This is a genomic window from Streptosporangium album (assembly GCF_014203795.1).
Lineage (GTDB): Bacteria > Actinomycetota > Actinomycetes > Streptosporangiales > Streptosporangiaceae > Streptosporangium > Streptosporangium album.
The window spans coordinates 1,843,939-1,863,609 of record NZ_JACHJU010000001.1 but is presented as its reverse complement, the minus strand read 5'-3'; the positions used below and the strand labels follow the sequence as shown (position 1 = coordinate 1,863,609).

Sequence of the window (19,671 nt, the reverse complement as noted above, 5' to 3'; positions counted from 1 at the left end):
CGGCTAGGCCAGCAGGGACAGCAGGTCGCGGTCCCCGCGTTCTCGCAGCCGGACGAGGAGGTCGGGCACGCTCACCGGGCCGCTCATGCCGACCCGGGTGGCGATGACCCGGGCGGCCTGCTCGGGAGTGCCGCCCGGCGCGGTGTAGCCGACCAGCCGCAGTGCCTGCGCGGTCGGTTCGACCTCCTCGCCCGCAGCCGGCAGGTGTCTGGCACGGAGAACCCCCTCGTCGGACAGCGTCAGGAACAGGTAGCTCCCCTGCTTGGCGCCCACATCGGAAAGGAGTGTCCGGAGCGACTCCACGGCGGGCCGGTCCCGCCAGTTCAGGGTGAGCTCGCCCACCGCGCTGTTGACCGTACGGCTGTCGCCGGGCGCCATGCCGAGGTAGGCGGCGAACCCGCTGGGCAGCGGGCACTCCGAGCCCTCGATGTGCTCGGACGTGATGTCGATCCTCAGCCACCACCGGCCGTCCGGCTGCCGGAAGCAGCGCCGGGTCAGTGAGACGTCTTTGAGGGGCCGGTACGGGGCCTTGCCCGGTCCGTCGTCCGGTCCCTCTCCGGAGGCGTCGGCCGCGGGTCTCTCCGCCCTCTCGGTCCTGTCGGCGGCCTTCGGCTTGGGCCTGGCCTTGGTCGCCGCGCCGTTCGACCGCTGGCCGGCGCCCAGGATGCGGAGCTGGGGCACGTTCTCCAACCACTCCTTCGAGACCTCGGGGTGGATGCCCAGGGAGGTGACCAGGGCGAGGGCCTTGGTCATGGTCAACGGAGGCTTGGCGCCGCTGATCACGTCACGGGTGTGGTGGCGCAGTTCGGTGATGTCGCCCTCCACCAGCCACTCGTCGACCAGGTGGTATTCGGGGAGGCTGGCCATCACGAACTGCCAGGCGGGCACATCGAGGGAGTGGAGTTCGCGGCTGTGCCAGTCGGCCGCCGTGATCAGCCGCGTCTTGGGCGCCGCCTTGCCGAGGACCTTCTTGATCTCGGCGAGGTGCTCCCGGTACGGGGCCGCGTTCTCCGAGGCGAGCCACGCTTTGAACTGCCGGCGGAGGTCGCTCTCCAGGTCCTGGATCACGCCGGGGGGCACCGCGAAAAGCTTGGCCAGCGCCTCCACGGTCGCCGGTTCGTCACTGAACAGCCTGTTCTGCGCGACGGCCCAGCTCTTGTCCTCCAAGTCGGCGAAAGCGCCGTCCGCCAGTGTGTGGAGGCTCGCCGCGGGTTGCCGCTCCTCGTCGCCGTCCGGGACGTGCTCCACCTCCTCGGTGGTGGGCACCGCCATGCGCCCGTCCTCCGGCACGGACGGGGCGGACGGGGCTCCGGCGTCCCGGCCGGTTTCCGCTCCGGCTTCCGCTCCGGCTTCCGCTCCGGCTTCCGCTCCGGCTTCCGGTCCCGGGCCGGCCTCGGGGTCGGCAGGGGAGACGGGTCCGGCTTCCGGGGCAGGGGTCGCGGGCGTGACCTTGAGGGCCGCCTCCCGCGCTTTCTGCCCGCCGGCCTCCGGGACCTCGGAGGGGGAGGGGGAGGCGGCCGCGGGGGAACCGGAGCCGGGGGAGAGGTGGGCGACGCGGTGGAAGACCGCGGCGAACAGGACGGTCAGCACGGGGAACGGCTGAATGAAGGGCTGATCACGCAGCTCGTGACCGGTGAGGGAGAGCAGGCCGGCCCAGGAGCCGGTGCGGTCGAGGGCGATGGCCGTGCAGGGTTCGTCGGCCTCGTCGGGGTCCAGGACGTACAGGGCGGGGAGCACGTCACCCACGGCGGCGGCCGGCCAGTGTTCCATGGCGATCCGGGCGAGGATCTCGGCCAGATCCTCCGGGCTCAGCACGATGAGCAGCCGGGCCATCGGCAGGCTGCGCCACCAGGCGTCCGGAAGGCCGGGCCGGTCGCGCAGGAGTGGGATCGTGGCCGCGTCGCTCCAGCGCAGCGGCGGCACGAGGTCACTCAGACAGAAGTTCATCCGTTCCCTTCACCAGCCCCTCAAGCCGCCCGAGTCACTCCACGTCGCCGGGGAACGAGACTCATGGAACAGACCCTAGTCTGGCAAATCGCCCCGGCGCATCGGGTCTGTTCAGCGGCGTACGGCCGCGAACCGGAGCCGCACGTAGTCGGCCATCCATCCGGTCTCCCGGCGCAGTGCGGGCGCGGCCAGTTCGTTCACCCGTCTCAGCAGGGGTTCGACCAGGTCTGAGGGCACTTCCCGGAGGAGTGATCCGGCGAACAGCCTCACCCAGTCCGCCGCTCCGTTGGGGCATTCGTCAAGGGGAGTCGGCCGGTCGAAGTATTCCAGCAGCCGGACGACGAACCCGCCTTTCTCCAGCCGCGTGGCATATTCGGCTGGAGTTGGGAAGTACCACGGCAGATCAGGCTCGCGTAGCCCGTGTTCCCGCCACGCGGTGGACAGCGCCGCCGTGAGCGCGGCGCAGTTGCCCGAGCCACCCATCTCGGCCACGAACCGTCCGCCGGGTGTCAGCGCCTCACGCACACTGGCTATCACCGCGTCCGGCTCGCGGCCCATCCAGTGCAGGGCCGCGTTGGAGAAGACCGCGTCGTACGGCTGGGCGACCGTGAAGTCATGGCCGTCTCCGACGATGAAGTCCAGTCCCGGATGGTGTGCCAGGGCTTTCTCGATCATGGCGGGGGACCCGTCGATTCCCAGGACGCGGGCTCCCCTGGAGGTGATCTCGGCGGTCAGCACACCGGTGCCGCAGCCGAGGTCCACGACGCGCTCCCCTGGCTGGGGGTCGAGCAGGTCCACCAGGGGGGCTCCGTGCGCCGAAACGTATCCGAAGCCGCTGTCATAGGCGCGAGCGTTCCACCTCGTCACGCCGGGGGCGTCGTATCGCATGACGATCAGCTCACATTCTGAGACGCCACGGCCTCTTATCGGTGCTCTCCAGACACTTTAGAGCCTCCGACATGTCGTGACATATCAGTCCCAGCAGCCTCAGTTCTATCCGACCTTCTTGTTCCATTCCCGTTGGAGGTACGCCTTGGCGGCGTCGGTCTCCGGGATGGTCAGCATCACCGGCCTCGCGTCCGTGACGGGCAGCTTGGCGGCGAGTTCCTTGTCCAGCGTGCTGCGCATCTGGAGGGCCTCCATCCGGGCCGGGCGGGCGTGGCCCTTGAGGAACAGGTTCTGGCCCTTGTCGGAGAACAGGAACTCCTGCCACAGCCGGGCGGCGGCGGGGTGCGGCGCGTTCTTGTTGATGGCCTGGACGTAGTAGGAACTCAGCACGGTCCTGCCCGGGATGGCGACCTTCCAGCCCGTCCGCTCGGCGTTCTGGTAGTCCCAGTCGAGGACGACCGAGGCCGACTGCTCCGACGCCGCGAGGTTGCCCGCCTTCTTCAGGCGGTCGAAGAACTCCACGCCCCGCTTCGCCTCGGCCTTGCCGCCGCTGAACGAGGCCGCCATCACGCCGTTGAAGGCCGCGGCGGTCTGCCGCGGGTCGCCGGGCAGCGAGACGCTGTAGCCGGGCTTGAGCAGGTCGCCGTAGGAGGTCGGGGCCGCGACCTTGCGCGGGTCGTAGCCGATGGACATGTAGCCCCCGTACCCGGCGTACCAGCGCCCGGGGTAGTCCTTGAGGTTGTCGGGGATGTCCTGCCAGTTCTGCACCTTGTACGGGGCGAAGGAGGCGGCGTTGGCCACCGCGACCTCAAGGCTCAGATCGAACACGTCGGGCTTGAGCCGGGCCGCGGACTCGATCTCCTGCCGGCTGCTCGCGTCCGGTTCGAGCTGCTCGACCTTGATCCCGTATTCCTCGGAGAAAGTGTCGATGATCTCGCCGTAGTTCACCCAGTCGCGCGGCAGCGCGATCACGGTGAGCGTGCCCTCCTTGCGGGCCGCCTCGACGAGGCGTTCCATCGTCGAGAACCCCTCCTGCAGGGAGGCGGCCCCGGGCTTGACCGGCGGAAGTTGTCTGTTCTCGGTAGCCGGTGCGCCACATCCGGCGATCGTGGCGGTGAGAATCACGGTGGCGGCGGCACTGATGCGTACGGTCACGAGTTCAATACTCTAGGTGACGATTAGACGGGTCGAGGAGGCGCGGCCTTTCTTGGTGAACGGCTTACGCCAGGGCGGTGGCGTGTGCCGCCGTCAGCCCCGGACGACCTTCGCGGCCACGAGCGTGTCCTGGGGGATCTCGACCAGGGTGCCGTCGCGCTTGCGCACGCCGAGCAGGCCGTCCCGCCAGAATTCGAGCTCGCCCACGGCGTCGCGGAACCCTTCGGGGACCCGTCGTCGTGTGGTTACTCTTTTGCCCACGTCAGAAGGGGTTATGGTGACATTGAGGCGAGCACCGAGGCCTGGGGTCACCGTCTTTTGCCCCCTCCCGTTTCAGACATTTGGCGGGCACGGCAATACTAGGGCGTAGCAACCCGCGGTCGAAGTCGTGCCCTAGGTGCGTAAAGAAGAAGGAGCCCGAGGTGACCTACGTCATCGCGCAGCCTTGCGTGGACGTCCTGGACAAGGCGTGCATCGAGGAGTGCCCTGTCGATTGCATCTACGAGGGCGAGCGCATGCTCTACATCCACCCCGACGAGTGCGTGGACTGCGGTGCGTGCGAACCTGTCTGCCCCGTTGAAGCGATCTTCTACGAAGATGACCTTCCCGAGCAGTGGAAGGACTTCTACAAGGCCAATGTGGAGTTCTTCGAGGACCTGGGGTCGCCCGGCGGCGCCTCCAAGGTCGGCAAGATCCACAAGGACCACCCGGTCGTCTCGGCCCTGCCTCCGCAGGCCGAGAGCCACTAGGACCGCACGCCGGGCGGGGGCGGAGCGCAGTCAGCCGCCCCTGCCCGACGCGGATTCACCCAGAAGTCGTCTTCCCCTCTCGATCCGGGTGGGGACCTGCCCAGCGGGGAGAGCTGTGATCGGCCTGCCGGACTTTCCATGGGATCGGCTCACACCGCACAAGGAGTTGGCCCAGTCGCATCCCGACGGGATCGTCGACCTCTCCGTCGGCACCCCCGTCGACCCGGTGCCGCCCATCGTGCGGCAGGCGCTGGCGGACGCCTCCGACAGTCCCGGCTACCCGCTCACCTACGGCACCGAGCGCCTCCGTGTCGCGGCGGCGGGGTGGCTGCGGCGCAGGCACAGGGTGGAGCTGGACCAGGCGAACGTGCTGCCGCTGATCGGCTCCAAGGAGTTCGTGGCCTGGCTGCCGACGCTCCTCGGCGTCGGCTCCGGACAGCGGGTGATCTTCCCCGAGCTCGCCTACCCCACCTACGACATCGGAGCCCGTCTCGCGGGCGCCCAGCCGTACCCCGCGGACGGGCTGCTGGCGCTCGGGCCCGAGCAGGTGCCGCTGGTCTGGGTGAACTCCCCGTCCAACCCGACCGGCAAGGTCCTGCCCGCCGAGCACCTGCGCAAGGTCGTCTCGTGGGCGCGCGAGCACGGCGCGGTCGTGGCCTCCGACGAGTGCTACATCGAGCTGGGCTGGGAGGAGCAGCCGGTCTCGATCCTGCACCCGGACGTGTGCGACGGTTCGCACGAGGGCCTGCTCGCCGTGCACTCGCTGTCCAAGCGCTCCAACCTCGCGGGTTACCGGGCCGGGTTCGTCGCGGGCGACCCGGTGCTGATCCAGCGGCTGCTGGAGATCCGTAAGCACGCGGGCATGATCATGCCGGCGCCCGTCCAGGCGGCGATGGCCGTGGCCCTCGACGACGACGAGCACGCCGAGGAGCAACGCGCCCGTTACGCCGCCCGCAGGGCCGCGCTGCGCCCCGCCCTGGAGGCGGCCGGCTGGGAGATCGAGCACTCCACCGCGGGCCTGTACCTGTGGGCCACCGACGGCACGGACTGCTGGACGCAGGTGCAGGGGCTGGCCCGCCGGGGCATTCTGGTCGCGCCGGGCGAGTTCTACGGAAAAGCCGGTGGGGCATATATCCGGATCGCCATGACCGCGAGCGACGAACGCATCAGTGCGGCGGTCCGCCGCCTCCAGTAAGATCGCGCGCCATGACCCCTGCGGTCGCCGCGATACTCGGACTGGGCGTAGTGACCCTCGTCCTGCTGCTTGGCGCGTTCTACGCGACCACGCGCCAGGACAGGAAGCAGCGTGAGCCCGAACGGCCCGGCGATATCCCCCTCCACCCGGCCGAGGTGGCGCAGCCGCCTCAACCGAGCACGGGCCATGTCGGCATCGACTACCCCGACCCTCGCACGATCAAGGTGGGCGACACGATCGACTGCCAGGGCGTGCGGACCCGCGTCCTGGGGGCCATGTACCTGTCGTGGCAGGGCAACCACTGGACGGAGTACCTCCTCGACGACGGCACCCGCCGCTACCAGTGGCTGTCGATCGAGGCGCGCGAGGGTCTGAATCCCGGCGATCCGTCCCACCTCGAGGTGCTCCTCTGGACGCCGGTGCCCGCGCAGGGCATGATCCCGGCCAAGACCACGCTGAGCGTCGAAGGGGTCGAGTTCTTCCCGGTGGATCGCGGCACGGCGGCCTTCCGCGGGGAGGGCGTCACCTCGATGCCCGAGCGGGGCCTGCTCGACTTCGCCGACTACCGGGCCGCAGACGGCCGTCTGCTCTCCTTCGAGCGACTCCAGGGCCAGCCCTGGAGCTCCTCCTACGCCCAGCCGCTGCCCCCGGGCTCCATCAGGATCGAGAAGAAGGGCTAGGAGATCTCGACGCGGTTCGCCGAGGCCTGAGGGTCGGCCTGCCATCCGTTCTCGCCGTCCGCCGAGGTCCAGGCTTGGCCGCCGTAGCGGACCCGGCGCAGCCCGAACTCCCGGGCGTGGGTGACCGACCAGTATGACATCAGCCAGCCCTGCTTCTGGGAGGTGACGTTGAGCGTGGTCCCGGAGCCGAGCGCGCGGGCCAGCTCATGCCTGGCCTCGGCGGTCGAGGCGGGCAGGGGCGTCTTGCCGGTAGGCGCCGGGAACCAGCAGTGCACGGCCTTGGGCACCCGCCCGGTGAAGGCCGCGGCCAGGGTCTTCGCCTCGTCCTCGTGCTGGGCGTAGGCCGATCCGTCGGCTGAGCGCTGCACCCGCTGGGCCGCCTCGTGGAGCGGCAGCTTCCGGTAGTGCTTCACCTTCACCAGTGCGGAGAAGAACTTCCCCGCGGCGTAGGCCGGATCGATCAGCTGCTCGGGAGTGCCCCACCCCTGGGAGGGCCGCTGCTGGAAAACCCCGACCGAGTCACGGTCGCCGAAGGGCAGGTTGAGCAGCTTGGACTCCTGGATGCCGGTGGCGTAGGCGATCACGACGGCCCGCTCGGGCAGCTTCCTGCGGGCGGCCACCGCCGCGATGGCCGAGGCCACCTGGGCCTGCTCGATCTCCAGCTCCAGGGTATCCGTCGGGATGGTGATCTTGCAGCCCTCCGCTGTCCCCGTGAACGGCGTGACCCGGTTGAGCAGGGTGAAGACACCCACGGTGATGGCTACCGCGAGCACGGTCACGATCACGAGGATCGCGATGGTCCCTTTGGAGAAACGCCGTCGCACGCTGAAGAACCTACCGGTCCTGGGCAGGGCTGGGACCGTCCGGGATTCTCGGAGGAATCGTGAAGCGGAGCCGCCGGCCTCACCTGGCTGTCGTCCCGCGAGCCGGGGCCGCCCCGATTCCGCGGTCGACGTACGGACGCCCAAGAGGCGGGACGGAGCGGGTGCGGCCCGCGGCCGGGGATAGGGTCACGGGCATGAGTACGCGTCTGGATCTCACACAGGACGTCGGGGCGCTCACCGCGCGGATCGTGGACGTCGAGTCGGTCAGCGGCGGTGAGAAGGCCCTGGCCGACGCGGTGGAGGAGGCGTTGCGGCCTCTGGCGCATCTGAGCGTGCACCGCGACGGTGAGGCGATCGTCGCCCGCACCGAGCTCGGACGCGGTGAGCGCGTGGTGATCGCCGGTCACATCGACACCGTCCCGGTGGCCGGCAACCTGCCCAGCCGGGTCGAGGACGGCCTGCTGTACGGCTGCGGCACCTCGGACATGAAGGCGGGCGTGGCGGTCGCGCTGAAGCTGGCCGCCGCGCTCCGCGCGCCGAGCCGGGACGTGACCTACGTCTTCTACGACTGCGAGGAGATCGAGGTCGAGCGGAACGGCCTGCTCCGGCTCAGCCGCAGGCACCCCGCGTTGCTCGCCGGTGACTTCGCGGTGCTCATGGAGCCCACCGGCGGCGTCATCGAAGGCGGCTGCCAGGGCACGCTCCGCGCCGAGATCACCACCCGGGGCAGGCGCGCGCACAGCGCCAGGTCCTGGCTCGGGATCAACGCCGTCCACGCCGCCCAGCCGGTGCTCGCGATCCTCAACGCCTACCAGGCCAGGCAGCCCGTGGTGGACGGCCTGGAGTATCACGAGGGGCTGAACGCGGTGGCGATCACCGGCGGCGTGGCGGGCAATGTGATCCCCGACGAGTGCGTGGTGACCGTCAACTACCGCTTCGCCCCCGACCTGTCGCTGGAGGCCGCCCAGGCGCACGTGAGCGAGGTGTTCGACGGGTTCGAGGTCCGCTTCACCGACGGGGCCGCCGCGGCCCGGCCCGGGCTGACCCATCCGGTGGCGGCGGCCTTCCTCGAGGCCGTCGGCGGCACGCCCAGGGCGAAGCTCGGCTGGACCGATGTGTCGCTGTTTTCCAGCCTTGGGGTTCCGGCCGTGAACTACGGTCCCGGTGACCCCAACCTCGCCCATCAGCGGGGGGAGTATGTGTCACTGGAGAAGATCGCCGACTGCGAGCGCGGAATGCTGGACTGGCTGGGCTGACCTGGGACGACGTCCCGAAGGATGGGGACGCAAATGAAAGTGGCTTTCCTCGCCGGCCATTTGGCGGGGAAAGCCACTTTCAGTCCCGAGCAGCACCCTCGGCAGTTAGACGCAGCCTCCTCGAAATCCGGTTCCGTGTTTTGCGGGAGATTTTCCAAGATTTTTCCAAAGACGGCGCTAGCGTGACCGGCATGAAGAAGACACGTCCGGAACGCCGTCAGGGAGGCGCCGTGGTCCGCGGCGACCTCGTCTCCGAATCCACCCATGACCAGCGACTCCTCGATCGCAGGGGCCCCGCCGACTGGCTGCACATGGACCCGTGGCGGGTGATGCGCATCCAGGCGGAGTTCGTGGAGGGCTTCGGCCAGCTCGCCGAACTGCCCGAGGCGGTGACCGTTTTCGGATCCGCGCGGACACCCGAGGGCGCGCCCGAATATGAGATGGGCATTCAGCTTGGCCGGAAACTCTCCGAAGCGGGCTACGCCGTGATCACCGGTGGCGGACCCGGCTGCATGGAGGCGGCCAACAGGGGGGCACGTGAGGCGGGTGGGGTCTCCGTCGGCCTGGGCATCGAGCTCCCCTTCGAGCAGCACATGAACGAGTACGTGGATCTCGGCATCGAGTTCCGCTACTTCTTCGTCCGCAAGACCATGTTCGTGAAGTACGCCTGCGGGTTCGTCGCGCTGCCGGGCGGCTTCGGCACGATGGACGAGCTGTTCGAGGCGTTGACCCTGGTCCAGACCCGCAAGGTCACCTCCTTCCCCGTCGTGCTGCTGGGGACGGAGTTCTGGGGAGGGCTGCTCGACTGGATCCGGAGCACCCTCGTGGCCGGCGGCAAGATCTCTCCGACGGACCTGAACCTCATCCATGTCACCGACGACGTGGACGAGGCCGTGCGCATCATCACCGACGCCGACCGGGACCGGGTGGAACGGATCAGGGGGGAGCAGCAGGCGGTCCGCGACACGGTGATTGGCGCGCAATAGGGTTTGCCCGTGTTCATATGTGTATTCCTGGCATCGAGTCAGAAGATCGACCAGAAGTATCTGACGCTGGCCGAGGAGGTCGGCACCGAGCTGGCAAGGCGCGGACACACGCTGGTCAGCGGCGGGGCCAAGGTCTCCTGCATGGGTGCGGTGGCCCGGGCGACACGCGCGGGCGGCGGGCGGACCATCGGGGTGATCCCGCAGGCCCTGGTGGACATCGAGGTCGCCGACACCGATTCCGACGAGCTGGTGGTCGCCGCCGACATGCGTGAGCGCAAGGGCCTCATGGACGCCCGCTCCGACGCCTTCCTGGTCCTGCCCGGTGGCATCGGGACGCTGGAGGAGCTGTTCGAGATCTGGACGGCGCGCACGCTCGGCCTGCATGACAAGCCGCTGGTGATCCTGGATCCGTGGGGTGTCTACACGCCGCTGCAGACCCTGGTCGAGAACATGCACGAGGCCGGTTTCACCCGGCCGAACGTCTTCGACGCGATCTCCTGGACCAGCACGGTCGAGGACGCGTTCCGGCGCCTGGAGAAGACGACCCCGCACATGGTGCCCAGTGCCGAGGAGCTAGGCGAGGCCACGGCGGGTTAGCGCGGGCGGCCGCCGCCCGGCCAGGGACTCGGTCATCTCGACCGCCAGCCGTACCTGATCGGGGCGGCCGGTGCGGAAGACCCGGGCGCCGGCCCAGGCGCAGACGGAGGCCGCGGCGAGCTCCGCGGCCTCCTCGCCGTCCCCGGCGAGCGCGGCGGGCGTGACCGCGACGGTGCGCCCGGCACGGACGAGGTCCTCGACCTCGGCGATCGAGCGGGCCTCCGCCCAGCCGGGTTCCCCGGGATCGTCGGGGCCGATCACCACGAGAGCTGCCATGGTGCGATCCTAGATCAGGGGAGTTGTGGCACGATTCGTATGTGCTGGTCGTACTCGTTCTCGCTGCCGTGGCCATCCTCGCAGGTGTGGTGGTCGTCGCCATGGGCTGGGGCGGCGAACTGAAGGAGTTCGCCCCCGACGTTCCCCCGCTGAACCTGCCCGAGTCCGGGCAGCTCGGCGCCGCCGACTTCATGACGCTGCACCTCCCGGTGAGCCTTGTCGGCTATCACACGCACAACGTGGACGAGACGCTGAACCGGGTGATGAACGCGCTGAGTGAGCGGGACACCAGGATCGCGGTCCTGGAGCAGCGGGTGTCGGAGCTGCTGGCCAGTAGGCTCCAGGCCCGTCACGAGATTCACGCGGGCCCCCTGAGCGGCCCGCGCACCGAACACGAGCCCGAAATGCCGGCGGAGCTCCCCGAGCTGTCCGAGGCGTCGCCCGCGTCCCTCGCCGCAGGCAACGGTCACGGCGAGGACGGGCCGCAGAGCGACCAGCCGGCCGTATCGGACACGGAGCAGACCCGATGAGCGAGGCCGCGCAGCCGATCCGCTGCGGCTGGGTGAGCTCTGCCCCCGACTACGTCGCCTACCACGACGAGGAGTGGGGCCGCAGGGTCGAGGGCGACGACCGCGTGTTCGAGCGGCTCACCCTGGAGGCCTTCCAGTCCGGCCTGTCCTGGATCACGATCCTGCGCAAGCGGGAGAACTTCCGGGCCGCCTTCGCCGGGTTCTCGATCCCGGCCGTCGCGGCGTTCGACCAGGCGGACGTGGACCGCCTGCTGGCCGACGCGGGCATCGTCCGCAACCGGGCCAAGATCGAGGCCGCCGTCGCCAACGCCCGGGCCGCCCTCGACGTGGACCTCTCCGACCTCGTCTGGCGCCACGCCGACCCGGCCTCTCCCGTCCCGAAGACCCTGTCGGACGTGCCCGCCCAGACCTCCGGCTCCCGGGCACTCGCCAAAGAGCTCCGGTCGCACGGCTTCCGGTTCGTCGGCCCCACCACCGCCTACGCGCTGATGCAGGCCATCGGCCTGGTCAACGACCACCTGAACGACTGCTGGGTGCGTTCCGCAGTCGGCCCGGCGGAGCGCTAGGACCTACCGGCCCTCGAAGACGGGGCGCTGCTTGCCGAGGAAGGCGCGGGTGGCGTTCAGGTGGTCGGCGGTCTTGGCGCAGGCGTCCTGAAGGTCGGCCTCCAGAGCCAGGGCGTCGGCCAGGGAACTGCTCGCGGCGGCCTCCAGAGCGCGCTTGGTGGCCGCGTAGGCGCTCGTGGGCCCCTGCGCCAGCCGTACGGCCAGCGCGCGGGCCGCGACGTCCAGCTCGTCGGCAGGGACGACCGCGGAGACGATTCCGAGCTCCAGCGCGCGGGCCGCGCCGAGGGGCTCGCCGAGCAGCAGGAGCTCGGCCGCGCGGGCCGGGCCGACCAGGCGCTGGAGCGTCCAGGACGCACCGGAGTCGGGGGCCAGGCCGATGCCGGTGAAGGCCATCGCGAACTTCGCCCTGTCGGCGGCGATCCGCAGGTCACAGGCGAACGCCAGGGAGGCGCCCGCACCCGCCGCGACGCCGTTCACCGCCGCGACGACCGGTTTCCCCATCTCGGTGATCGTGCGGATGATCGGGTTGTAGTGCGTGCGTACGGTGTCGTCCAGCCCGCGGCCCGCCTCCAGGGCCGCGGCGTGCTCGTTCAGGTCCTGGCCCGCGCAGAACGCCCGGCCCGACCCGGTCAGCAGCACCGCCCGTACGTCGTGGGCCTGCGAGGCCCTGGTCAGCGCCTCAAGCAGGTCGACCTTCATCCGCACCGTCAGCGAGTTCATCGCCTCGGGCCGGTTCAGGACGACGGTGGCGACGGCGTCGTCGACGGAGTAGAGAACGTCGTTCAACGGAAGGGCTCCTTCTGCGGCTCGGTTCACGGCGGTCCCGGCGGGGTCTCACAGCCCGGCTCCACCACGGTTCCACGGTAGGGCTTCACGGCCGGATTTCTACGGCTCGGCGAGGTGGCGGTCGACGAACGCGGCGGCGGCGGGGAGCAGGCGGGCGGCCTCCTGCTCGAAGTAGGCTCTGGCCTTCTCCCCCGGCCAGCCCGGCGGCAGCAGCTCGGCGGGGAGCCCCGGGTCGCGGAACAGGAAGTTGCGCCAGCCGTGCAGCAACCTGCTCCGGACGGCGAACACCCGGTCGGCGGCGGCGTCACGGGGCAGCCCGCCGATCAGGTCGACCGCCCGGGCCAGCCAGTCCTCGTACGCCGAGCCGATGCCGTCCAGGTCCCAGGTCCGGGCGGCCAGGGCCTGGGGGTCGCCGTCGAGCACCGCGTCGAACCGGTCGGCGTGGATGCCCTCGCCGGCCAGGAGTCCGCCGAGCTCGGGGGAGGCCCGCGGACCTATCCAGGTCGTCTCCGACAGGGGGGCGTATCCGAGGAAGGCGAGGTCGGCCCTGAGCCGTTCCCGCCGGGACCGCTCACGCACCGGCTCGACCACGAGCACATGCCATCGGCCCGTCCAGGTGATCGTCCCAACTCGGTAAATTCTCAGAGCCGTCTCGTCGAGACGGCGTACGCACTTGGGGGTGACCTCGTATCCCGGGCCCCGGGGGAGTCGGGCGGGGGCCAGCCAGCCCTGCCGCACCATCCGCGAGACGGCGGTGCGGACCGCGGGAGCGGCGATGTCCAACGGCGCGAGCAGGCGGACCAGGGCGGCTACGGACGCGCGACCGCCTCGAGACCGCAGATGGTCTCCATACAGATCGAAGAGAGCGGCACGGGCGTTCACGAGGACAAGTTTGGTCGTCTGAAGGGTCTCGGACAACGGTCTTGATTGCCCGATGAGTCGATGCTGGGGCTGATCGTTCCCATTCCGAGCGCGGAGACGGGATAATAGGACATCACAGAAGACGTGAATGCGTCGGCCACCCTCGGGTCAGTCGGAGATCCGGAGCCCGAAGCAGGAAGGGATACACGCATGGCGGCTATGAAGCCGAGGACCGGTGATGGTCCGCTGGAGGTCGTCAAAGAAGGCAGGGGAATCGTCATGCGGGTTCCCTTGGAGGGTGGCGGCCGGCTCGTCGTCGAGCTCTCGGCGGACGAGGCAAGCGCCCTTGGCGAGGAATTGAAGAAGGTCGTCGTCTGATCCTGATCTGAGATCCAGCGGTGGAGCCGGGCCCTGTCTGATCGTGTTGAGGATCACGACACCTGTTGCGGCTGCCGCGACCGCGACCGATGAACACGGCCCTGGCCGCCGGACCGCCTGACGGCGGCTCGCGCCAGGGCCGCGGTGTTCTCCCCGAACGATGACTGGAGTTCACATGCCTATATCTCCTTATCTGCTGCTGCCTCGCGCGGCCTACGGGCAGGGCCTGTCCGCCGTGACGCCCCCGGGAGCCGTCGACGGGCCGGGCGGTGGAGGGGCCGCGGGCTCACCCGCAGCCCCGGACGCCCACCTGCTCGCGGTCCCCTTCGGGGCGGACCTCGCCCCCGAGATCGACCTGCCGCTGCCCGCCGCCGCGCTGCTGGCCCACTACGAGGCCAAGGGCGAGGCCGGAGAGATCGTCGAGGTTCCCGTCGCGAACGGCGACGCCGTGGGCAGGGTGCTGCTCTACGGGGTCGGAGACGGCTCGGCCACGGCCCTGCGCAAGGCCGGCGCGGCCGTGGCCAGGCGGGGCAAGGGCAAGGACGCGATCAGGGTCGTGCTGCCCGAGGGGCCGGTCGCCGCGTTCGTGGAGGGCGCGCTGCTGGCCACCTACACGTTCCGGATCGGCGAGCCGAAGTCCACGCCGGCGGCGGTGATCGAGTTCGTCGGCGACGGTGCCGAGGCCGAGGTCGCCAAGGGCGAGGTGGTCGCCGGGGCCGTCACCTTGGCCAGGGACCTGGCCAACACGCCCTCCTCGGTGAAGACCCCCGCCTGGCTCGCCGAGCGCGCCGCCGAGCAGGGTGTCACCACGAGGGTGTGGGACGAGGAGGAGCTGCGGTCCGGAAGGTTCGGCGGCATCCTGGCCGTCGGCCAGGGCTCGCCGCACCCGCCGCGCCTGATCCAGCTCTCCTACGAGCCCGAGGGCGCGACCGGGCACGTCGTCCTGGTCGGTAAGGGCATCACCTACGACACCGGTGGTCTGTCCCTCAAGCCGACCGAGGGCATGAAGTTCATGAAGACCGACATGGCCGGCGGCGCGGTCGTCATCGCGGTCCTCGGCGCGCTGGCCTCGCTCGGCGTGCGGGTCCGGGTCACCGGTCTGATCGCCGCCGCGGAGAACTCCTTCTCCGGTACGGCCCAGCGCCCCTCCGACGTGATCACACAGTACGGCGGGCGGACCGTCGAGGTCCTCAACACCGACGCCGAAGGCCGCCTGGTGATGGCCGACGCGCTGGCCTACGCCGACGCCGAGCTCGACCCGGACGTCATGGTCGACATCGCCACGCTGACCGGAGCGATCAGCATCGCCCTGAGCAAGCACCTCGGCGCCGTCTTCGCCTCCGACGACGACCTGGCCGCGGAGCTGGCCGAGGCGGGGGAGAGCACCGGTGAGCGGCTCTGGCGGATGCCGTTGATCGACGACTACGTGCCGGCGCTCGAGTCCACCGTGGCCGACCTGGCCAACATCGAGACCGGGTCGACCTACGGCGCGGGCTCCATCACCGCGGCGCTGTTCCTGCGCGAGTTCACCGGCAAGCGGCCGTGGGCCCACCTGGACATCGCCGGGGTCGGCCGCAGCACCGTGGACGAGGGCGTCTTCAGCAAGGGCGCCACCGGCTACGGCGTGCGCCTGCTGCTCGACTGGCTGTCTAGTGCTTCGTTCCTCATAGCAAATAGACGAACTTGCGGCGCAGGGCTCGGGGCTGCGGGGGCGGTCGTCCCCAGATCCAGGGATGGGCGTGGGCGTTGAGCTGGGCGGTAGCGAGGGTGACCGCGTGGGCGATCTCGGTGGCGTCGGCGAAGGTCTGCCCGGCGAACGCGGCCCGGCGCAGCAGCCGCCACCAACCCTCGGCCAGGTTCAGCCAGCAGGCCTTGACCGGGATGAACACCTGGCGAATACGTGGATGCCGCAGCAACCACTGGCGGACCTTCCAGCTGGAATGGCTGGACAGGTTGTCGGTGATGACCACGATCGGGCCGCGTCGGTTGGCCCTGGCGATCTGCTGAAGCAGCCCGATCCAGCCGTCGCTGTCGCGTGAGGGCGCGCAGAAGGTGAGCTCGATGCCATCGCGGATGCGCAGGCCGCCGTATACCCAGCTCTTGTCGGTGCCGCGGGAGTAGGTCAGCGGCGCTTTAATCCGGTGTCCGTCGACCGACCAGCCGGGCGCGGGCGGGAAGGTGCGCGGGGTCACCGGTCCCAGCTCGTCGGCGCAGATGACCGTGGTACCGGGCGGCGGGTCGGTGTAGCAGCCGATGACCTCGGCCCTTTTGGGGCGAAGTCCGGATCGGTCGAGGTGGTCCAAGAGCGGGGATGGCGCCAGCGGACCTTCTCTTTGAGCAGGATCCGGCGGACCTGGCTGCGCGCGATGACGATGCCCTGCGCGCGGGCGGCGGCGGTCAGGCTGTCCAGCGTCCACTGCGGCGGGCCGCCCTCATCGGCCGCGGCCAGGTCCCCGGCCTCGTCGCGGACCAGCCGTCCGGGCGGAGTCGAGCGCGCTAGCGCGATGAGCTGTCCGCGTTCGAGCTCGGTGATGCGTGGTTTGCGGCCTGCCCCGGGTCGGTCGCCCAGGCCGGCCAGGCCTTCGGCGTTGAAGCGCTCGATCCGCTCGCGTACGGTCTGCATGTGACAGCCCAGCTTGGCGGCAATGGCGCTGGTGCGCAGCCCCTGCCAGCTGAACACGATGATCTGCGCTCTCATGATCCAGTCGGCCGGGGCATGACGGGCCCCGGCCAGCTTGCAGATCTGTCGTTTCTCTTCGGCGTCCATCGGTGGACGCGCATGCAGCAGTTTCGGCATGACAATCCCCCCTGAGACCATCATCACCCCAGGTCAGCAGGGATCTTTGACTCCATTCAGGAACGCAGCACTAGTCGGTGAGTTTGACGGCGGCCAGGATGCCGTCGCCCAGGGGCATCATCAGCGGCCGGAGCCGTTCGTCGGAACGGACCAGCTTGCCCAGCTCCCGCACGGCGACGGTGTCCGGGTCGCGCTGCGCGGGGTCGGCGACCCTGTTGTTCCACAGGGCGTTGTCGAAGACCACGATGCCGCCGGGGCGGAGCAGGCGGACGGCCTCGGCCAGATAGTCGCCGTACTCCTGCTTGGTCCCGCCACAGAAGACCAGGTCGTAACCACCGTCGGACAGGCGGGGCAGAACGTCCAGGGCACGGCCGGTGATCAGCCTGATCCGGCCACCGGAGAAACCGGCCTGGGCGAAGCTCTGCCGTGCCAGGCGCTGGTGCTCCGGCTCCACGTCCACGCTGGTCAGCGTGCCGTCCTGGCGCATGCCGCGTAGCAGCCACAGCCCTGACACTCCGCAGCCGGTGCCGATCTCCACGACCGCACGGGCATTGACGGCCGTGGCGAGGAAACAGAGGGCGGCGCCACCGCCGGGCAGGATCGGGGGCGCTCCCACCTCCGCGCCGCGCTGACGCGCGGTGAGCAGAATCTCGTCCTCCGTGTGGAATTCCTCGGCATAGGCCAGAGTGGCCTCCAACGGACTTGTCGGCGTCTCTGCCATCGGCCTCTCCTCCCGCTTTCTCCGTACACAGTCATATAGGCACTGGGTCGCAGCCTAAGGGAGGCAGGCCCGATCGGGAACTCATGTCGCGCCCGGTGCGTTGCACGGTTTAAGCGGCCTTTGCCGGTCCTGAAGACAGTGAGTGCGCACGAAGGGACGAAACCAGGCACTATGGCGATAGCGGTGGTCCCGGAGAGAGGGGTGCTGGTGGAGGAGTCCGACCACCAGATAGGAACTCCCATGCCTGACTGGACGCCTCCCACCTGGGAGGAGGTTGTCAGGAATCACTCGGCGCGCGTATACCGGCTGGCCTACCGGCTGACCGGCAACGTTCACGACGCCGAGGATCTCACGCAGGAGGTCTTCGTCCGGGTCTTCAGGTCCCTGTCGAACTACACGCCGGGCACCTTCGAAGGCTGGCTGCATCGCATCACCACCAACCTGTTCCTCGACATGGCGCGGCGCAAGCAGCGCATCAGGTTCGAGGGACTCGCCGACGACGCCGCCGAGCGGCTGCGCGGACGCGAGCCCTCTCCCGCCCAGGTGTACGACGACGCCCATCTGGAGCCGGACATCCAGGCGGCGCTCGACGCGCTCGCGCCGGAGTTCCGCGCGGCCGTCGTGCTGTGCGACATCGAGGGACTGTCCTACGAGGAGATCGCCGCCACATTGGGCGTGAAGCTCGGCACGGTCCGCAGCCGCATCCACCGCGGCCGGGCCCAGTTGCGTGAGGCGCTGGAGCACCGGGCGCCACGTGGCGACCAACTCCCCCCGACCATCACCCGCGGGGAGGGACTCGCATGAGAAACCACAGTCATGACGAATGTCACGACGAGCCGCTTGGCAAGGAGTGGGCATGAGTCATCTTGGAGAGCGCGTTTCCGCACTGGTCGACGGTGAGCTGAACCACCACGAGCGCGACCGGGCCCTGTCTCATCTGGCCTTCTGCGCCGGCTGCCGGTCCGAGGTCGACGCCATGCGGGCTCTGAAGAGCCGGCTGCGATCGCTGGACGGGCCCGCGATGCCCGCCGACCTGACCATGTCGCTGCTGCGGATGTCCGAGCCGGGAGGCCCGCTGCCGCCGCGTGAGCGCCCCTTTCCGGCCGGACGCACGTTCGGCGGGGCGCCGATCCCGGGCATGCACAGCGTGGCGCCACCGGACAACCGGCCCCGCGGCCGCGCCGGAAGACCCCGCAGGGCCAGAAGGGCGGGCTACGTCGCGGTAGGCGTCGCCTCGGCGGCCGTGGCGATCGGCACCCTGTTCGTCGCGGGCGGTTCCAACCCCAGCCCGCGTGTCCCGCCGGTCGACATGTTCGCCAACCAGCACAGGAACACCGCGCCTTACGGGGGGCCGGCGACGCCGACCTTCTCCCCCACTCCGTGATCCGGCTGCCCGCCACCGTCCTTCTTGTCGCTTTCATGCTGCTGGGGCTGGTGATGGGCGGCCCGGCACACGCCGGCCCGGCACACGCCGCCCCGCCGGACGAGGCCGAGAGCGAGGACACCGGCCTGCACCTGCTGCGCGAGGCGGCGGCCGCAAGCCGTGCCCGGGGATACTCCGGCACGCAGTACGTCACCACGTGGGGCCGTTTCGGCGCTGTCTCCTCGGTGCTGGAGGTCCGCAACGTCCCCGGTGAGGGGCTGGCAGTGCGCGCCCAGCCGTCGGGCCTGGTCCAGCTGGTGGATCCCGCCAGTCCCGCCGGCGGCATGTCGGCCCCGTCCGAGGTCATGCTCGCGGTGATGGCCCGTAACTACCGGGTCGTGACCGCCGGTGAGGGGCGCGCCTGCGGGCGGCGGGCCCGCCTGGTGGACGTCGTGCGCGCGGACGGCACGGTCGCCGCCCGTTACTGGCTCGACGCGGCGGGGGGACCGGTGCTCCGCCGGGAGCTCCTCGACGGCCAGGGCAAGGTCGTCCACGCGGGCGCCTTCGTCGATCTGACCCTTGGCCCGGTGCGGAGGGCCTCCGCTTCCGTGCCCGATCCCGGCGGGTTCGACCTCGGTGAGCTACCCGGGCTGCGCGCCCGGGGCTGGCGTTTCCCCGAGGTGCTGCCCGGCCGCCTCGAACTGTTCGCCGCCCACGACACCTCTCCTGGATACTTGTATCTAGGGTATTCGGATGGCCTGTCGGTTATGTCGGTTTTCGTCCAGTCTGGTGTGCTTGATGAAGAGCATCTCCGGGGCTGGCATGCTCAACGGCGTAACGGGCATACGATCTGGATTCGGGACTCAGCCGAGCAGGAGATGATCTGGGCGAGTGGAGGTCATGTCTACACCGTCTTCGCGGACGCGCCGGCCGACATGGTCGACGCCGCGGTCGCGATCCTGCCGCACGAGCCTGTGCCCAACCTGTGGGCGCGGCTCGGCCGAGGGGCGAGCCGCCTTCTGTCCTGGGTCAATCCCTTCGGATAAGGCGCGCTTTACACCTCTCGTATCCCGTTCGGAGGATGATTGCCGGGGCATCCCAGTGAGCGGCCTCGTA

The 19,671-nt window shown here is 70.0% G+C and carries 24 protein-coding genes; 13 read left to right on the top strand and 11 right to left on the bottom strand.

The annotated features are described in order from the left end of the window. Positions 1–3: 3 nt before the first annotated feature. The 4 genes from FHR32_RS08730 to FHR32_RS47640 form a co-directional block, all read right to left on the bottom strand. Entirely contained in the window at positions 4–1,947 is a 1,944-nt protein-coding gene (locus FHR32_RS08730; protein ID WP_184753835.1) for a hypothetical protein, read from the bottom strand. 111 nt (positions 1,948–2,058) lie between these two features. Then, on the bottom strand, positions 2,059–2,835 hold the full coding sequence (locus tag FHR32_RS08725; protein WP_184753834.1) for a class I SAM-dependent methyltransferase: 777 nt from the start codon (positions 2,833–2,835) through the stop codon (positions 2,059–2,061). 105 nt (positions 2,836–2,940) lie between these two features. Next, positions 2,941–3,990, bottom strand: a complete 1,050-nt coding sequence (locus tag FHR32_RS08720; protein WP_184753833.1) for an ABC transporter substrate-binding protein — start codon at positions 3,988–3,990, stop codon at positions 2,941–2,943. Between the two features lie 93 nt (positions 3,991–4,083). Then, positions 4,084–4,251: a putative acetyltransferase gene (locus tag FHR32_RS47640; RefSeq protein WP_425584205.1), complete on the bottom strand. Its 168-nt coding sequence runs from the start codon at positions 4,249–4,251 to the stop codon at positions 4,084–4,086. A 161-nt stretch (positions 4,252–4,412) separates the two neighbouring features. Between FHR32_RS47640 and fdxA the strand changes: the two genes are divergently transcribed. From fdxA to FHR32_RS08700, 3 genes are all read left to right on the top strand, one after another. Further along, positions 4,413–4,739, top strand: a complete 327-nt coding sequence (gene fdxA / locus FHR32_RS08710; protein WP_184753831.1) for a ferredoxin — start codon at positions 4,413–4,415, stop codon at positions 4,737–4,739. A 115-nt stretch (positions 4,740–4,854) separates the two neighbouring features. Then, complete coding sequence (dapC, locus tag FHR32_RS08705; protein ID WP_184753830.1) at positions 4,855–5,934, top strand: succinyldiaminopimelate transaminase; 1,080 nt, start codon at positions 4,855–4,857, stop codon at positions 5,932–5,934. Between the two features lie 11 nt (positions 5,935–5,945). Further along, on the top strand, positions 5,946–6,614 hold the full coding sequence (locus FHR32_RS08700) for a DUF4178 domain-containing protein (protein WP_184753829.1): 669 nt from the start codon (positions 5,946–5,948) through the stop codon (positions 6,612–6,614). Here FHR32_RS08700 and FHR32_RS08695 read toward each other — a convergent pair. Then, on the bottom strand, positions 6,611–7,438 hold the full coding sequence (locus FHR32_RS08695) for a hypothetical protein (protein WP_184753828.1): 828 nt from the start codon (positions 7,436–7,438) through the stop codon (positions 6,611–6,613). The two genes, FHR32_RS08700 and FHR32_RS08695, sit on opposite strands and share 4 nt — an antisense overlap. 194 nt (positions 7,439–7,632) lie before the next feature. On the opposite strand from FHR32_RS08695, the gene dapE reads away from it, so the two are divergent. From dapE to FHR32_RS08680, 3 genes are all read left to right on the top strand, one after another. After that, entirely contained in the window at positions 7,633–8,694 is a 1,062-nt protein-coding gene (gene dapE / locus FHR32_RS08690; protein WP_184753827.1) for a succinyl-diaminopimelate desuccinylase, read from the top strand. A 191-nt stretch (positions 8,695–8,885) separates the two neighbouring features. After that, a complete protein-coding gene (locus FHR32_RS08685) occupies positions 8,886–9,680 on the top strand; it encodes an LOG family protein (protein ID WP_184753826.1) in 795 nt (264 codons plus the stop codon). Positions 9,681–9,689: 9 nt separating this feature from the next. Further along, entirely contained in the window at positions 9,690–10,277 is a 588-nt protein-coding gene (locus tag FHR32_RS08680; RefSeq protein ID WP_184753825.1) for an LOG family protein, read from the top strand. On the opposite strand, the gene FHR32_RS08675 is transcribed toward FHR32_RS08680, so the two are convergent. Further along, positions 10,254–10,553, bottom strand: coding sequence for a hypothetical protein (locus FHR32_RS08675; RefSeq protein WP_184753824.1), 300 nt, complete (start codon positions 10,551–10,553; stop codon positions 10,254–10,256). The genes FHR32_RS08680 and FHR32_RS08675 overlap by 24 nt on opposite strands. A gap of 41 nt (positions 10,554–10,594) precedes the next feature. Between FHR32_RS08675 and FHR32_RS08670 the strand changes: the two genes are divergently transcribed. After that, positions 10,595–11,083, top strand: coding sequence for a hypothetical protein (locus FHR32_RS08670; RefSeq protein WP_184753823.1), 489 nt, complete (start codon positions 10,595–10,597; stop codon positions 11,081–11,083). Next, entirely contained in the window at positions 11,080–11,649 is a 570-nt protein-coding gene (locus tag FHR32_RS08665; protein WP_184753822.1) for a DNA-3-methyladenine glycosylase I, read from the top strand. The genes FHR32_RS08670 and FHR32_RS08665 overlap by 4 nt, the downstream gene beginning before the upstream one ends. Positions 11,650–11,652: 3 nt before the next feature. Here FHR32_RS08665 and FHR32_RS08660 read toward each other — a convergent pair whose 3' ends face one another. After that, a complete protein-coding gene (locus FHR32_RS08660; protein ID WP_184753821.1) occupies positions 11,653–12,435 on the bottom strand; it encodes an enoyl-CoA hydratase-related protein in 783 nt (260 codons plus the stop codon). 99 nt (positions 12,436–12,534) lie between these two features. Continuing rightward, positions 12,535–13,317, bottom strand: coding sequence for a PaaX family transcriptional regulator C-terminal domain-containing protein (locus FHR32_RS47190; protein ID WP_184753820.1), 783 nt, complete (start codon positions 13,315–13,317; stop codon positions 12,535–12,537). 189 nt (positions 13,318–13,506) lie between these two features. On the opposite strand from FHR32_RS47190, the gene FHR32_RS08650 reads away from it, so the two are divergent. Beyond that, a complete protein-coding gene (locus FHR32_RS08650; RefSeq protein ID WP_012894793.1) occupies positions 13,507–13,674 on the top strand; it encodes a DUF3117 domain-containing protein in 168 nt (55 codons plus the stop codon). Positions 13,675–13,849: 175 nt separating this feature from the next. Further along, entirely contained in the window at positions 13,850–15,424 is a 1,575-nt protein-coding gene (locus FHR32_RS08645; protein ID WP_184753819.1) for a leucyl aminopeptidase family protein, read from the top strand. Here FHR32_RS08645 and FHR32_RS08640 read toward each other — a convergent pair. The 3 genes from FHR32_RS08640 to FHR32_RS08630 form a co-directional block, all read right to left on the bottom strand. Beyond that, positions 15,339–15,890, bottom strand: a complete 552-nt coding sequence (locus FHR32_RS08640; protein ID WP_184756427.1) for a transposase — start codon at positions 15,888–15,890, stop codon at positions 15,339–15,341. The two genes, FHR32_RS08645 and FHR32_RS08640, sit on opposite strands and share 86 nt — an antisense overlap. Beyond that, entirely contained in the window at positions 15,863–16,471 is a 609-nt protein-coding gene (locus tag FHR32_RS08635) for a helix-turn-helix domain-containing protein (protein WP_184753818.1), read from the bottom strand. Before FHR32_RS08635 ends, FHR32_RS08640 begins: the two co-directional genes overlap by 28 nt. A 70-nt stretch (positions 16,472–16,541) precedes the next feature. Further along, entirely contained in the window at positions 16,542–17,192 is a 651-nt protein-coding gene (locus FHR32_RS08630; protein WP_184753817.1) for an O-methyltransferase, read from the bottom strand. 240 nt (positions 17,193–17,432) lie between these two features. Here FHR32_RS08630 and sigE point away from each other — a divergent pair, with 240 nt between their 5' ends. From sigE to FHR32_RS08615, 3 genes are read left to right on the top strand one after another with little or no spacing between them, the layout of a single operon-like run. Further along, the gene (sigE, locus tag FHR32_RS08625; protein WP_246466054.1) at positions 17,433–17,996 is read left to right on the top strand and encodes an RNA polymerase sigma factor SigE; all 564 of its coding nucleotides are present in this window, start codon (positions 17,433–17,435) and stop codon (positions 17,994–17,996) included. 52 nt (positions 17,997–18,048) lie between these two features. Then, the gene (locus tag FHR32_RS08620; RefSeq protein ID WP_184753815.1) at positions 18,049–18,576 is read left to right on the top strand and encodes an anti-sigma factor family protein; all 528 of its coding nucleotides are present in this window, start codon (positions 18,049–18,051) and stop codon (positions 18,574–18,576) included. A gap of 35 nt (positions 18,577–18,611) precedes the next feature. Further along, a complete protein-coding gene (locus tag FHR32_RS08615; RefSeq protein WP_184753814.1) occupies positions 18,612–19,601 on the top strand; it encodes a sigma-E factor regulatory protein RseB domain-containing protein in 990 nt (329 codons plus the stop codon). The last annotated feature ends 70 nt before the right edge of the window (positions 19,602–19,671 follow it).